This window comes from Sandaracinobacter sp. T42, assembly GCF_059115405.1.
This window is the reverse complement of sequence record NZ_CM181101.1, coordinates 406235-419845: the sequence shown is the minus strand read 5'-3', so window position 1 is coordinate 419845 and position 13611 is coordinate 406235. Positions and strand designations below refer to the sequence as shown.

General features: G+C 67.7%; 14 protein-coding genes. 6 read left to right on the top strand and 8 right to left on the bottom strand.

The window, feature by feature from the left end:
- The first annotated feature begins 27 nt into the window (after positions 1-27).
- The 4 genes from leuC (at position 28) to ACW9TV_RS02010 (ending at position 4470) form a co-directional block, all read left to right on the top strand.
- Positions 28-1437, top strand: coding sequence for a 3-isopropylmalate dehydratase large subunit (gene leuC, locus ACW9TV_RS02025; RefSeq protein WP_494305017.1), 1410 nt, complete (start codon positions 28-30; stop codon positions 1435-1437).
- Entirely contained in the window at positions 1434-2354 is a 921-nt protein-coding gene (locus ACW9TV_RS02020) for an ABC transporter ATP-binding protein (protein ID WP_494304200.1), read from the top strand. The genes leuC and ACW9TV_RS02020 overlap by 4 nt, the downstream gene beginning before the upstream one ends.
- A 40-nt stretch (positions 2355-2394) precedes the next feature.
- Positions 2395-4002 carry an L-aspartate oxidase gene (gene nadB / locus ACW9TV_RS02015; protein WP_494304199.1) on the top strand — a complete coding sequence of 536 codons (1608 nt, stop codon included), beginning with the start codon at positions 2395-2397 and terminating at the stop codon, positions 4000-4002.
- A gap of 69 nt (positions 4003-4071) precedes the next feature.
- Positions 4072-4470, top strand: coding sequence for a MerC domain-containing protein (locus ACW9TV_RS02010; protein ID WP_494304198.1), 399 nt, complete (start codon positions 4072-4074; stop codon positions 4468-4470).
- Here the strand turns inward: ACW9TV_RS02010 and ACW9TV_RS02005 are convergent.
- From ACW9TV_RS02005 to ACW9TV_RS01995, 3 genes are all read right to left on the bottom strand, one after another.
- Positions 4455-5198 carry a M48 family metallopeptidase gene (locus ACW9TV_RS02005; RefSeq protein ID WP_494304197.1) on the bottom strand — a complete coding sequence of 248 codons (744 nt, stop codon included), beginning with the start codon at positions 5196-5198 and terminating at the stop codon, positions 4455-4457. The genes ACW9TV_RS02010 and ACW9TV_RS02005 overlap by 16 nt on opposite strands.
- Positions 5195-6028 carry a GNAT family N-acetyltransferase gene (locus ACW9TV_RS02000; RefSeq protein ID WP_494304196.1) on the bottom strand — a complete coding sequence of 278 codons (834 nt, stop codon included), beginning with the start codon at positions 6026-6028 and terminating at the stop codon, positions 5195-5197. The genes ACW9TV_RS02005 and ACW9TV_RS02000 overlap by 4 nt, the downstream gene beginning before the upstream one ends.
- Positions 6029-6106: 78 nt before the next feature.
- Positions 6107-7420 carry an AmpG family muropeptide MFS transporter gene (locus tag ACW9TV_RS01995; protein ID WP_494304195.1) on the bottom strand — a complete coding sequence of 438 codons (1314 nt, stop codon included), beginning with the start codon at positions 7418-7420 and terminating at the stop codon, positions 6107-6109.
- Positions 7421-7499: 79 nt separating this feature from the next.
- On the opposite strand from ACW9TV_RS01995, the gene ACW9TV_RS01990 reads away from it, so the two are divergent.
- Positions 7500-8735, top strand: a complete 1236-nt coding sequence (locus ACW9TV_RS01990; protein ID WP_494304194.1) for an aromatic ring-hydroxylating oxygenase subunit alpha — start codon at positions 7500-7502, stop codon at positions 8733-8735.
- Between the two features lie 121 nt (positions 8736-8856).
- Here ACW9TV_RS01990 and ACW9TV_RS01985 read toward each other — a convergent pair whose 3' ends face one another.
- Positions 8857-9054, bottom strand: coding sequence for a YdcH family protein (locus tag ACW9TV_RS01985; RefSeq protein ID WP_494304193.1), 198 nt, complete (start codon positions 9052-9054; stop codon positions 8857-8859).
- Positions 9055-9329: 275 nt separating this feature from the next.
- On the opposite strand from ACW9TV_RS01985, the gene ACW9TV_RS01980 reads away from it, so the two are divergent.
- Entirely contained in the window at positions 9330-9491 is a 162-nt protein-coding gene (locus tag ACW9TV_RS01980; protein ID WP_494304192.1) for a YdcH family protein, read from the top strand.
- Between the two features lie 42 nt (positions 9492-9533).
- Here the strand turns inward: ACW9TV_RS01980 and dksA are convergent, their stop codons facing one another.
- The 4 genes from dksA to hemB all read right to left on the bottom strand — a co-directional run bounded on the left by dksA (position 9534) and on the right by hemB (position 13571).
- On the bottom strand, positions 9534-9983 hold the full coding sequence (gene dksA, locus ACW9TV_RS01975; RefSeq protein WP_494305016.1) for an RNA polymerase-binding protein DksA: 450 nt from the start codon (positions 9981-9983) through the stop codon (positions 9534-9536).
- A 305-nt stretch (positions 9984-10288) separates the two neighbouring features.
- Positions 10289-11191, bottom strand: a complete 903-nt coding sequence (locus ACW9TV_RS01970; protein ID WP_494304191.1) for a C40 family peptidase — start codon at positions 11189-11191, stop codon at positions 10289-10291.
- A gap of 2 nt (positions 11192-11193) precedes the next feature.
- Complete coding sequence (locus ACW9TV_RS01965; RefSeq protein ID WP_494304190.1) at positions 11194-12579, bottom strand: leucyl aminopeptidase family protein; 1386 nt, start codon at positions 12577-12579, stop codon at positions 11194-11196.
- Positions 12576-13571 carry a porphobilinogen synthase gene (gene hemB / locus ACW9TV_RS01960; RefSeq protein ID WP_494304189.1) on the bottom strand — a complete coding sequence of 332 codons (996 nt, stop codon included), beginning with the start codon at positions 13569-13571 and terminating at the stop codon, positions 12576-12578. Before hemB ends, ACW9TV_RS01965 begins: the two co-directional genes overlap by 4 nt.
- Between the last annotated feature and the right edge of the window lie 40 nt (positions 13572-13611).

Sequence of the window (13611 nt, the reverse complement as noted above, 5' to 3'; positions counted from 1 at the left end):
AGCGGGGGGCCTAACGCCAGCCTTGTGATGACAGCGCCACGCACTCTCTACGACAAGATCTGGGACGACCATGTCGTTTCCACCCGCGACGACGGCACATCCCTGATCTTCATCGACCGGCATCTGATCCACGAGGTGACGACGCCGCAGGCGTTCAGCGGGCTGAAGACGGCGGGCCGTCGCCTTCGCCGCCCGGATCTGACGCTGGCGGTGCCGGACCACAATGTGCCGACGACCGACCGGCGGCAGCCCATCACCGATCCCGAATCCGTCGCCCAGCTGGCGGCGCTGAAGGCGAACTGCGCTGAATTCGGGGTGGAATATTTCGAGATCGACGCGCCGGAACAGGGGATTGTCCATGTGATCGGGCCGGAGCAGGGCTTCACCCTCCCGGGCGTCACCATGGTCTGCGGCGACAGCCACACCTCCACCCATGGCGCGTTCGGGGCGCTGGCCTTCGGCATCGGAACGTCGGAAGTGGAGCATGTGTTCGCCACGCAGACCTTGCTCTTGAAGAAGTCGCGCAACTTCGCCGTCACGGTCACGGGCAGCCTTGGCTATTCCATCACCGCCAAGGACGTGGCGCTGGCGATCTGCGGCGCGCTGGGCACGGCGGGCGGCACGGGCCATGTGCTGGAATATCGCGGCGCCGTGATCGAGGCGCTGAGCATGGAAGGGCGCATGACGCTCTGCAACATGTCGATCGAGGCCGGCGCGCGCGCGGGGCTTGTCGCGCCCGATGAAAAGACCTTCGCCTATGTGGCCGGCAAGCCGCGCGCGCCCAGGGGCGCCGATCTGGAACGGGCGATCGCCTGGTGGCGGCAGCTTCCGTCCGATCCGGGCGCGCGGTTCGATCGCGAAGTTGTGATCGACGGCACGGCCATCGCCCCGCTCGTCACCTGGGGCACCAGCCCAGAGGATGTCGTGCCGGTCACGGGCGTCGTCCCTTCGCCTGACAGCTTCGCCGATCCGTCGAAGCGCGCGGCGGCGGAAAAATCGCTCGCCTACATGGGCCTCACCCCCGGCACCCGGATGGAGGATGTGGCGGTGGAGAACATCTTCATCGGCAGCTGCACCAACAGCCGGATCGAGGATCTGCGCGCCGCGGCCGGGGTGGTGAAGGGCCGCCGTGTCGCCGCCAATGTGCGGCAGGCGCTGGTGGTGCCCGGATCGGGGCTGGTGAAGCGGCAGGCCGAACAGGAAGGACTGGATCACATCTTCGTCGAGGCCGGCTTCGAATGGCGCGAACCCGGCTGTTCCATGTGCCTGGGCATGAACCCGGACAAGGTGCCTTCGGGGGAACGCTGCGCCTCCACCTCCAACCGCAATTTCGTCGGGCGGCAGGGGCCGGGCGCCCGCACCCACCTGATGTCGCCCGCGATGGCGGCAGCGGCCGCCGTGACCGGCCGCCTCACCGACGTCCGGCAACTGGCATGAGCCAGCCCGCCATTCGCCTGCAGGGTCTGGAAAAGACCTATGCCGGCGGCAAGCGCGCGCTGGACGGGATCAGCCTCGACATCCCGCGCGGTTCGATGTTCGGGCTGCTGGGGCCCAACGGGGCCGGGAAATCCACCCTGATCAACATCCTGGCCGGGCTGGTGACAAAGACGGGCGGCAAGGCCGAGGTGTGGGGCTTCGACATCGATGTCCACCCCCGCAACGCGAAGGCTTCCATCGGCGTGGTGCCGCAGGAACTTCTGTTCGACGCCTTCTTCACCCCGTTCGAGACGCTCGAGCTTCAGGCCGGGCTCTATGGCGTGCCGAAGGAAAAGCGCCGCTCCATGGAGCTGCTGGAAAAGGTCCGGCTGGCGGACAAGGCGCATGTCTATACGCGCCAGCTTTCGGGCGGGATGAAGCGCCGCCTGCTGATCGCCAAGGCACTGGTGCACGCCCCCCCCGTCGTCATTCTCGACGAGCCGACCGCGGGCGTCGACATCGAGCTTCGCCAGATGCTGTGGTCCTATGTGCGCGAACTGCACGCGGCGGGCACCACCATCGTACTGACGACCCATTATCTGGAAGAAGCGGAAGAACTTTGCGACCGCATCGCGATCGTGAACCATGGTCGCATCGTCGCCGACAAATCCAAGTCTGATCTCCTCGCCCAGGCGCGGGAGAAGCGCGTGCAGGTGACGGTGGCGAATGATGTGACCGCCCTGCCGGAGATCGAGGGCGTCACCCGCGTGGAACTGACCGATCCGCGCCGGCTGGACATCCTCTACGACAAGCAGGCCGTGCAGGCGGGCGCCATCCTCGCCCGGTTGCAGGCGGCGGGCCTCTCTGTCGTTGACGTCACCACGCGGGAGGCGGATCTGGAAGACGTGTTCCTTGAACTGACGGGCGGGGCGGCATGAGGCTGCAGCTGTTCGCCGGCAGGATGGCAGGACGACGCGGATGACCGAACTGATCGAGGCGGACGTGGTGGTTGTGGGCTCCGGTGCGGCCGGCCTGACCGCCGCACTCAACCTCGCGGGTGGCGGCCTGAATGTGCTGGTGCTTTCGAAGGCCGACATCTCGGCCGGTTCCACCAGCTGGGCGCAGGGCGGGATCGCCGCCGTGCTGGACGAGGGCGACACCTTCGAAAGCCACATCGAGGACACGATGGTGGCGGGCGCCGGCCTCAACGACCGGCGGGCGGTGGAATTCGTCGTCGAGAATGCCGGCCCGGCGATCGAGCGGCTGGCCGCGCTGGGCGTGCCCTTCAATCCGGGCGAAACCGTCTCTGATCGCTGGCACCTCACACGGGAGGGCGGGCACAGCGCGCGGCGCATCGTGCATGTGGACGATGCGACCGGCTGGGCGGTGCAGAAGGCGCTGGAAAAGGCGGCGCTCGCCACGCCCGGCATCCGCTTCCTGGCCGGGCAGGTGGCGATCGACATCATCACCGAACGCCATGCGGTGGGCCGCGGCTTCGCCGAGCGGCGGGCGATGGGCCTGTATGTGCTAGATCGCGAATCGGGCCATGTCCGCCGCCTGCTGGGCCGCGCGGTGGTGCTGGCAACGGGCGGCGCATCCCGCGTCTATCGCTTCTCCACCAACCCGGATGGCTCGACAGGTGACGGCATCGCCATGGCCTGGCGCGCCGGCTGCCGTGTTTCCAACATGGAATTCAACCAGTTCCATCCCACCTGCCTCTATCACCCGCAGGTGAAGAACTTCCTGATCACCGAGGCCATGCGCGGCGAAGGGGGAATCCTGCGCCTGCCCGATGGCACGGCATTCATGGAAAGCCATGATCCGCGTCGTGAACTGGCCCCGCGCGATGCGGTCGCCCGCGCCATCGACGCGGAGATGAAGCGCCTGGGCATTCCGCATGTCCTGCTGGACATGACCCACAAGCCGGCCGGCTTCGTGGAAGAGCATTTCCCGACGATCGTGAAGCGGCTGCGCGAACTGGGCATCGACCCCGTCACCCAGCCCATCCCCGTCGTGCCGGCCGCCCACTACAGCTGCGGCGGCGTGCTGGTGGATCTTCATGGCCGAACGGACCTGCCCGGCCTCTATGCCATCGGCGAAGTCAGCCAGTCGGGCCTGCATGGGGCGAATCGCCTTGCGTCCAACAGCCTGCTCGAATGCCTGGTCTTCGGCGCGGCTGCAGCCGACGAGATCCTTGCCCGGTTCCCCGACACGCCGCCCGTCGCCGACATCCGCCCCTGGGATGAAAGCCGGGTGACGATCTCGGACGAGGAAGTCGTCGTGACCCACAACTGGGACGAACTCCGGCGCTTCATGTGGGATTATGTCGGCATCGTGCGCACCGACAGGCGGCTGGAACGCGCCGCCCACCGCGTGGCACTGCTGCGGCAGGAAATCGCGGATTATTATGGCAATTTCCGCGTGACACCGGATCTGCTGGAGCTTCGCAACCTGGTGGAGGTGGCCGACCTGATCGTCCGTTCGGCACAGAGCCGGAAGGAAAGCCGGGGCCTGCACTACACCACCGATTATCCAGGCCTCGCCGATCCCCCGCGTGACACGATCCTCTACCCCTCGATCGGTTGAGGCCCGCCCTTGACGAATGTGGGATGTTACATTATCACATCCCGCAAGAGTCAGCAGGGCAAACCGCAAGTGACAGTCCACCACAGGGACGATCCATCGATCGACGGGGCCGCGGCGCTGATGTCCAGCCTGTGCCTGGTGCATTGCCTGCTGCTGCCACTGGGGCTCGCGCTTTCACCCATGCTCGCCGCCGGAGTTGCCGATGAGCTGCTGCATGGCCCCGTGTGGGTGCACTGGCTGCTGATCGCGCTGGCAGCGCCGGTTTCCATCTATGCTCTGGTGCGGGGCGCCGCCATTCACCACAGCCGCATGCCCTGGCTGATGGCCATGCTGGGGTTTGCACTGATGGCGGCCGGCGCGCTCGCCCACGGGCGAGAGGTTCTGGAGCCCGCACTGACGGTGGCCGGCGGACTGGTCGTCGCCTTCGCCCACTGGCGCAACTGGAAGGCGCGTCAGGTCGCGCCGTAACTCAGCAGCAGCGGGCCGTTCGCCCGCAGCCAGCCGCGCGCCGCGTCATGCGGCTCTCCCAGAAGTTCCGTCGCCAGCCGCCAGAAGCGGACGCCATGGTTCATCTCCACCAGATGCGCCACTTCATGCGCCACGACGGATCGGCGCACAGGTTCCGGCGCCAGGATCAGCCGCCAGCTGTAGGCGATGCGGCCGTCGGCGGCGCAACTGCCCCAGCGGCTGCGCGGATCGCCCACGCGCACCTCGGGCACCTCGCGGCCGATGCAGGTGGCGAGGGCGCGCGTCTCCTCTGCCATCAGGGCCAGCGCCTCCGCCTTCAGCCAGCGCTGCACGCGCGCTGCGAACAGGGGGCCTTCGCCCGGCACCAGAAGCGTATCGCCCGTGCGTCGCGCGATCCGGCCGCTTCCCGGCACAAGGCGCATCTCTGCCCCGCACACCGGGATCAGCGCACCGGGCACGAAGGGGCGCGGTGGCGGCAGCCGGCGCAGGGCCTGCGCCTCGATCCAGCCCTGATGGCCTTCCAGGAAGGCGCGCGCATGGGCGATGCTGGCCCGTGGCGGCAGCGTCAGCCGGACCGTCCGGCTTGCCGCGCACACCCTGAGGGACAGGCGGCGCGCGCGGGGGTTTACCCGGGCGACCAGCGGCAGCGTGCCGCCGGGCAGCCGGACATGATCGGGCAGCGCCTCCCGCCGGCTGGGGCCCAGAAGGGATCGGAAGGCCGCGATCAAACCGCGTCGTTGGCGGTGGCGAACCTGTCGAGATAGCGGCGCGTTATGCCATCGACAGGCATCAGCACGAACACGTCGACCGTGTTGAACTGCCTGTCCACGAACGCGCCGTCCCCAACCATGGCCCCGACTCTCAGATAGCCTTTCACGAGCGGCGGCAGCGCGCGCTGCGCCGCCCGCACGTCATAGCTGCCGGCGGGCAGCAAATCCATGGGCGCATGATCCAGCGCGCGGGTGCGCAGCGGGGGCGGGGCGAGGTGGTGGTGGAACAGGTAGCTGAGCTCGGCGGCATGATGCGCTGGATCGGTGCCGTGGAGGGAGGCGCAGCCGAACATGTGGCTGATGCGATGCTGCGCCAGATAGGTGGCAATGCCGCGCCACAGCAGGCTGATCGTGGTGCTGTTGCGATGTTCGGGCGCCACGCAGCTGCGGCCCAGTTCCAGCAACTGGCCCCCGGCGGAGGCGATCAGTGGGGCGAGATCATATTCTCCGGCAGAATAGAAACCGCGATGCCGTTCGGCCACCTGCTGACGCAGCAGTCGGTAGGTGCCCACCACTTCCGGCCGGCCATCCAGGCCATGATCCACCACCAGAAGATGGTCGCAGACATCGTCATAATCGTCGATGTCGCGTCGCACGGCCTGCATCGCCAGCGTCGGCTTCGCCCCCATTTCCTCGTAGAAGATGCGATAGCGCAGCGCCTGTGCGGCTGCGATTTCCGCTTCACTGCGTGCGATGCGCACGTCCAGCTGGCCCTGCCGGTGGATGTGGGGGGCATCGGCCAGCAGGTGCGGCGCGATGGATGTCGTCGCAAGCGAATGGTGCAGCATCTGGATCCTGCCTCCTGGCCGGGCCACCCGCCCGGCAAGCCGCCACTAGCCGCCTAATATGACAATCCGGCGCGTCCGTCAGGTGGCGGCGGTCGTCTCTGGCGTGGGGGGATCACGCCGCATCAGCAGCCAGAACAGCAACACGCCGGGCACTGCCAGCAGGGTTGTCAGCAGGTAGAAGTTCACGAAGCCAAGCGATTCGATGAGCGCACCGGCCGTCGTGCCCTGCACGAAGCGCCCCAGGATGGAGGACATCGCCGAAAGCAGCGCGAACTGGGTTGCGGTGAAGCGCAGGTCGCACAGCCAGCTGAGATAGGCGACAACCGCGACGCCGCCCATGCCGCTGGCGAAATTCTCGAAGCCCATCGTCGCCGCCAGCGCCCAGTTCACCGGCCCCATGGTGGCCAGCCAGGCGAACATCAGGTTGGAGACACCCATCAGGATCAGGCACAGCATGAGCGCGCGCATCATGCCCAGCTTCGCATAGACGATGCCGCCCACGAACACCCCGATCAGGAAGGCGACAAGGCCGAACATCACATCGTAGATGGCGATGGCGTCCTTGTCGAAGCCCAGATCGGCCAGCAGGATGCGCAACGAAAGATTGGCCAGCGTGTCGCCGATCTTGTGGATCAGCACGAACAGCAGCACCAGAATGGCGTTCGGGCGGGTCATGAAATCGGCGAGCGGGGCGATGAAGGTGGATCGCACCCGCTTAAGGAAGGGTTCGGCCCCTTCCTTCGCCAGCACGGCGGTGCGGCGGACGGGCTCGCCCAGCAGGAAGCCCGCGATCACGGCAGGGACAGCGAAGAAGGCGGCCGCCAGATAGGCGATGTCCCATCCGGCCCGGTTGGCGACGAACAGGGCGATGGCACCGGCGCCGTTCGAACCTAGCCGCCAGCCATATTGGCTCATCCCCGACCCCGCGCCCAGCTGTTCGGGCTTCAGGCTGTCGATGCGGAAGGCGTCGATGATGATGTCGAACGTCGCGCCGAAGAAGGCGACCGTCAGCGCGGCAATCACCATCAGCTGGATATCGGCGACCGGATCCACCTGCCCCATCCAGATGATGGCGAGCAGCGTGCAGGCCGCGATCACGAACAGCCAGGCGCGGCGCTGGCCGAAGGCGGGGGCGAGCCCCGGAATGCGGATGCGGTCGATGAAGGGCGCCCAGAGGAACTTGAAGTTATACAGCAGGAAGGTCAGCGCGAAGGCCGTCACCGTCTTCTTGTCGATCCCGGATTCCGCCAGCCGCGTCGTCAGCGTGGAGGCGATCATCGCGAAGGGCGCGCCGGAGGAAAGGCCCAGCAGCAGCGCCCCGATCGGTTCCCGTTCCAGATACGGGCGGATGGCGCCGCCCCAGTCGCGGCCCTGTCGTTCGGTTTCGGTCATGCGGGGCCCTGTCTGCCCGCTTTCCCGGGCAAATGAAACAGGATTGCGAGGGCAGGCGCGGGGGCGCACAATCGCCCGCATGAACGCGCCATTCGAGCCCCGGCGCCGCACGCCGACAGCCGCGCAGATCGCGCTCGCCGCCCAGTGCCGGGATGGCGGGCCGCCCCGGCAGTTCATCCGCTCCCGCGTGCCCGCGTCGGTCTATCTCTGCCCGGATCGTTTCGCGGCCGAGCAGGCGAAGATGTTCGGCGCCCTGCCGCTGGTGATCGGCCCGTCGGCCATGCTGCCAGATCCCGGCACCCTGATGACGCATGACGGCTTCGGTGCGCCGCTGATCCTGATGCGCGACAGGCAGGGGGCCCTGCGCGTGTTCCTGAACGCCTGCCGCCATCGCGGCACCCGCCTGATCGACGCGCCGGAGCCGGTGAAGGAGCCGCTCGTCGTCTGCCCCTATCACGCCTGGGCCTATGCGCTGGATGGCCGGCTGAAGGGCCTGCCCCGGCCGGAAACCTTTCCCGGCCTGGACAAGGGTGCGATGGGGCTGGTGCCGGTTCCCTCCACCGAGGCAGGCGGCCTGATCTGGGCCGCGCCCGGAATTCGCGGCCAGATCAAGGACCCAGCCGCGCCCGGAATTCGCGGCCAGATCAAGGACTCACCCGCGCCGCACTGGCCTTTCGATGCGGATTTCTCGCTGGCGGAAGGGCCGCTGGCGGCAGATTTCGATGCGCTGGGGCTTCGGGAGATGCACCTCTATGCGCGCCGCACGCACCGGGTCGCATCCAACTGGAAGCTGATCATGGATGCATTTCTGGAAAGCTATCATGTCCAGCGGCTGCACCAGGACACGATCGCAAAATTCTTCGAGGACGGGGTCACCGCAGGGGATAGGGTGGGGCCGCACATGCGATCCGCCGTCGCGCGCCTCGGCGGGCTGGACGGGGTGGACCTTGCGGACTGGCCGGCGCTGCGCCGGATCGTCACCTACGCCTATCAGCTGTTCCCCGGAACGGTGCTGGTGGCCAGCCCGGATTATGTGAACCTGATGGTGCTGATGCCGCAGGCGGTGGGCGAAACGCTGGTTGAAGATTTCATGCTGATCCCCGAACGGCCTGTCACGGAAAAGGCCGAGGATCACTGGCGACGCAGCTGGGAACTGCTGGACGGCCGGGTGTTCGGCGTGGAGGATTTCGGCGCAGCCGAGGCCGGGCAGAAGGGCCTCGCTTCCGGCGCGGTTCCGGCGCTGGAACTGGGCGGGCTGGAACAGGGAATCCGCGCCTTCCACGAAACAGTGGAGCGCTACATGACAGAAGCCTGAGGGCCCCAAAACAACTGCCGGCGGCAGAGCCGCCGCAAGGCCGACCGGCCGCCGCGCCTTATGGCGCGAAGCCAAGCGGCCCGGATGGGCCGCGCCCGGCACCTGAGGGACTAAAACAAATTCAAGCGATGATGTCCGGGATCAGCAGATCCTGAACCAGCGCCATCTCGTCCTTCAGGCGCAGCTTTCGCTTCTTCAACCGGGCGATCTGCAGCATGTCGGCCGTGGCAGACCGTGCGAGCGCGTCGATCGCCGCGTCCAGGTCGCGATGCTCCTGCGAGAGCGCATTCAACCTGGCCTTCAGCTCCGCCTCGTCCATCGCCGCTCCTGCATCCTGTCGCCTGAGTCCGGATCCCGTCCGGATTTGGCGGCTTGGCGGGGTTCCGTCAACGCCGTTCCCGAGTCGGCGGAGCCTGCGGCGATCGCCTTCAGCCTGCGCCGACTCGTATCTGGTGCCTGTCCGGGAATCGTCACACAATATCCGGCAATCGCAGAATATGACGAAAGGGCCGTTCACAGACGCGCAAAGCCATGGTCTACTGGTAATCCGGCCCGAATGGTTCGGGCCGGACGGACAGCGAAAGGACATGCAATATGGCCAGTGCGCATCTCGAAGCCCTGAACGCCCGTCACGCCCAGCTTGACGGGATGATCTCTGCCGAGATGAGCCGTCCGCTTCCGGATCCCGCCCGGCTCAGCAGCCTGAAACGGCAGAAGCTGAAGCTGAAGGAAGAGATCCAGAAACAGCCCCACTAGCGGCGGCAGCCGGGTCAGCCGTCACGGCTGACCCGAACAGCCCTAGTCGTCGCGACTGATCCGTTCTTCCCGCTCGTGGCGCTCCTGCGCCTCTAGTGTCATCGTGGCGATGGGCCGGGCTTCCAGCCGCTGCAACGAGATCGGCTCGCCCGTGATCTCGCAATAGCCATAGTCACCGCTTTCGATCCGACGCAGCGCCGCGTCGATCTTCGAAATCAGCTTGCGCTGCCGGTCGCGCGTGCGAAGCTCCAGCGCCCAGTCGGTTTCCGAGGATGCGCGGTCGGTCTGGTCGGGCTCCTGGATGGGGCCTTCCTTCAGGGTGTCCAGCGTCGCCTTCGCCTCTGCGGAGATATCCGATTTCCACTTCAGCAGCTTGGCCCGGAAATAAGCGAGTTGCCGCTCGTTCATGAACGGCTCCTCATCGGTCGGGCGGTAATCCCTCGGGATTTCCAGCCGCTCAAGCTCGGCGATCAGGCTTTCATGCCCGTAGATATCCGCCTCGCCCTGCTTTGATTGCACATTCGACACGCCAGCAACCTCCTCACCGCCCGCAGCCCAAACGTCCGCCCTCCCCAGGGCATCTGACCGCACAGCCTTGTCGGCTGTCTTGTCATTTGCGGTCACCCGAACACTCCGGGTCGAATGGTCATCGGCCGAACTCCCCGATCGTGTCGTGCCGCGCCTTACTCCAGCCATTGGGGGCGGGGCAAGGCGAAGCACCTCAGTTGCGATGAAAATTAACGAAGCTGTTGCGCAATTGGATCAGACGGGGGCCCGCATGTGCAACGGCACGAGCCTCAGGGCCGGCGGATTCGCGGCTCTGCAGGCCCGGTGCCATTCGACGCGCGCGCCACCACGTCCGCCAGCGGCTCGATGCGGCACGACATCCAGTGGGCATTGGCATGCAGCAGGGTTTCCCGATCCAGCAGGATGCCGATGTGGCCCGGCCACCAGGCAATGTCGCCACGCCGCGCGGCGCCGGGTGACACATCCTCGTCCAGATCGGCGAACTGCATGTCGCTGTCCCGCCGGCAGGGCTGGCCGGCCACCTGCCGCGAAAGCTGGATCAGCCCCGAGCAGTCGACCCCGGCCCTGCTGCGCCCGCCCCAGCGATAGGGCGCGCCCACAAACGACAGCGCGACATCCACCCAGTCCAGCGAGGTATCGCCCTCTGCCGGCAGCAGGTGACGGCGCGCGAGGAAACAGCCGGCCCAGGGCCCGTCCGTCACCGTCACGAACCGATCGTCATGGGCTTGCCAGCCGATGCGCGCGCCAAGTGGCAGGGTCGCGGCGATTTCGGACTTGATGGAAGGGGCGCGGAACAGCAGCGCGTCGCCCGGGCCGATCATGCCCTGCTGGCTGCTGGCTGCCGACGCATCCGTCAGCGGCGCCAGGGCATCCAGCGGCACATGGCCCACATAATGATCGGCAATGGAAAAGCCCCAGGCATGGCCATGCCCGCTATCCAGCACCGCGAAGTGCTCGCCCGGCAGCAGTTCGCTGACCGCGACGGAGCCGCTGTTGTCCGCGCTCAGCATCGGCACCTGCCGCAGCGCGCGGTGCGGCACCGGCCGGGCATAATGCGGAACCGCCACCAATCCCGCCAGTGCGATGTCGGCCAGATCTTCGCGCCAGGCGTTCACGCGGCGGTCCAGCGGCCCCAGCGGCTCGGCGATCCGCGGGCCTGAAATCCTCGACATGATCATCCGAAGCGCTCTTCCAGATGCCCCAGCGCTGCGAACAGCGACAGCGCCGCGCCGCCCTTGGGCCGGCCGGGGCGCGGCGTGCCGTTCCACGCATAGGTGTCCACATGCGCCCAGGGCGTCCCCCTGGGCACGAACCGCTCCAGGAACAGTCCGCCCACGATGGCGCCCGCAAAGCCGCCTTCCGCATTGTTGTTGAGGTCGGCGATGTCGGATCGGAACAGCCGGTCATAGGGTCGCCACAGCGGCAGGCGCCACAGCGGGTCGTCCAGTGCTGTTCCGGCCGCCATCAGCTGCCCGGCCAGCGAATCGTCGTTGGTGAAGAGCGCGGGCAGGTCGGGTCCCAGCGCCACGCGGGCGGCGCCCGTCAGCGTGGCGAAGTCGATCATCAGCGCCGGCGTGCTTTCGGCCGCGAACGCCAGCGCATCGGCCAGAACAAGCCGCCCCTCCGCATCGGTGTTCCCCACCTCCACCGTCAGGCCCTTGCGGGTGGAGATCACGTCGCCGGGCCGGATGGCGTCGCCGGAAACGGCGTTGTCCACGGCCGCCACCACCAGCTTCACGCGCACGCGCAGCCTGCGCGCGATCACCAGCCGTGTCAGCGCGATGGCATGGGCGGCGCCGCCCATATCCTTCTTCATCAGCGCCATGGCACTGCCCGGCTTCAGATTCAGCCCGCCCGTATCGAAACAGACACCCTTGCCGATGATGGCGACAAGCGGATGGGCCGGATCGCCCCAGTCCATCGAAATGATGCGCGGCTTGCGCGGAGAGGCGCGCCCGACGGCGTGGATCGCCGGGAAGCGCTGTTCGATCAGGGCCTCGCCCATGACGGACTGCACCTTGCCGCCCACCGCGTCGGCCAGCGCGCGGATCACCACCTCCACCTCGGCAGGGCCCATGTCCTCGGCCGGCGTGTCGATCATGTCCCTCAGGTCGGCGGCCGCCTGCGCGTCTGCCAGCGCCGGGCCGATCGCCGCCGGGTCGGCAACCAGCAACTGCCTCGGTCCCCGCCCATCCTCTGCCTTGCGATAGCGGCCGAAGCGATGCTGCGCCATCAGCCAGCCGTGTAGCGCCTGCGCCGGCACCGGGGCAGACAGCCGGTAGCGCCCCTCGGGCAACTGGTTCGCCGCAGCCGCCAGCGTCCATCGCCCGGCCTCCGCGGCATCGCCCAGCCCGACAGCCAGCGACCAGTCCGGGCCGGCGCCGCCTGGCAGGAACACTGCCGTATCCGCCCGGCCGCGGAAGCCGGCGGCGGCCGCTGCGGTGCGGCCCAGTTCCGACAGCGTCTTCAGGAATGTTTCCAGCCCGGCCTCGCCGACCAGGTGGATGGTCTGCGCCTCGGCGCCCTGGTCAGCCGCCAGCAGCCGGTCGAAATCGGTCATTCGTTCAGCAGCCTCGCGGCATCAGGGGCATGATAGGTCAGCACGCCGGAGGCGCCGGCACGGCGGAAGGCCGTCAGGATTTCCAGCATCACCCGGTCCCGGTCCAGCATGCCGGCGGCGGCCGCGGCTTCCACCATCGCATATTCGCCGGATACGCAGTAGGCGAACACCGGCACGTCGAACCGTTCCGAAACGCGGCGCACGATGTCCAGATAGGGCAGGCCGGGCTTCACCATCACCGAATCAGCGCCTTCGGCGATATCCAGCGCCACCTCGCGCAGGGCCTCCCGCGCGTTGGAGGGATCCATCTGGTAGCCCTTCTTGTCGCCCTTCAGATAGCCGCCGGCGCCCACTGCATCGCGGAAGGGCCCATAGAAGCCGGAGGCATATTTGGCCGAATAGGCCATGATCTGCACGTCGGTGTGGCCGTCGGCTTCCAGCGCGCGGCGGATCGCCGCCACGCGGCCGTCCATCATGTCGGAAGGGGCGACGATGTCGGCCCCGGCCCGCGCCTGGTTCAGCGCCTGGCCCACCAGCATCTCGACAGTCGGGTCGTTCAGCACATGGCCGTGCGCATCCACCAGCCCGTCGTGGCCATGGCTGGTGTAGGGATCCAGCGCCACGTCCGTCAGCAGGCCGACATTCGCCCCCGAATCGCGCACGGCGCGCAGCGCGCGGCAAACCAGATTCTCCGGGTTCAGCGCTTCCTCCCCCCGTTCGGAGCGCCGTTCGGGCTGGGTGTAGGGGAACAGTGCGATGGCCGGGATCCCCAGCGCCTCCGCCTCTTTCGCAAGTCCGGGCAGCCTGTCCACCGAATGGCGGAAGACGCCGGGCATCGTGGCGATGGGTTCGGCGATGCCCACCCCGTCCCGCACGAAGACGGGCCAGATCAGGTCGGCGGGCGTCACCACGGTTTCAGCCACCATCGCGCGGGACCAGGGCTGCCGCCGCAGCCGCCGCATTCGGGTTCCCGGATATTCTCCAATGCTCATCAAACCGGCGTGTAGCGCCTGCCTCCGCCATGCGCTAGCC

Bases quoted from the DNA above. Each gene is read 5' to 3' on its own strand.
- leuC (WP_494305017.1), top strand. From the start codon at position 28: ATGACAGCGCCACGCACTCTCTACGACAAGATCTGGGACGACCATGTC.
- ACW9TV_RS02020 (WP_494304200.1), top strand. From the start codon at position 1,434: ATGAGCCAGCCCGCCATTCGCCTGCAGGGTCTGGAAAAGACCTATGCC.
- nadB (WP_494304199.1), top strand. From the start codon at position 2,395: ATGACCGAACTGATCGAGGCGGACGTGGTGGTTGTGGGCTCCGGTGCG.
- ACW9TV_RS02000 (WP_494304196.1), bottom strand. From the start codon at position 6,028: ATGCTGCACCATTCGCTTGCGACGACATCCATCGCGCCGCACCTGCTG.
- ACW9TV_RS01995 (WP_494304195.1), bottom strand. From the start codon at position 7,420: ATGACCGAAACCGAACGACAGGGCCGCGACTGGGGCGGCGCCATCCGC.
- ACW9TV_RS01990 (WP_494304194.1), top strand. From the start codon at position 7,500: ATGAACGCGCCATTCGAGCCCCGGCGCCGCACGCCGACAGCCGCGCAG.
- ACW9TV_RS01985 (WP_494304193.1), bottom strand. From the start codon at position 9,054: ATGGACGAGGCGGAGCTGAAGGCCAGGTTGAATGCGCTCTCGCAGGAG.
- ACW9TV_RS01980 (WP_494304192.1), top strand. From the start codon at position 9,330: ATGGCCAGTGCGCATCTCGAAGCCCTGAACGCCCGTCACGCCCAGCTT.
- ACW9TV_RS01970 (WP_494304191.1), bottom strand. From the start codon at position 11,191: ATGTCGAGGATTTCAGGCCCGCGGATCGCCGAGCCGCTGGGGCCGCTG.
- ACW9TV_RS01965 (WP_494304190.1), bottom strand. From the start codon at position 12,579: ATGACCGATTTCGACCGGCTGCTGGCGGCTGACCAGGGCGCCGAGGCG.
- hemB (WP_494304189.1), bottom strand. From the start codon at position 13,571: ATGAGCATTGGAGAATATCCGGGAACCCGAATGCGGCGGCTGCGGCGG.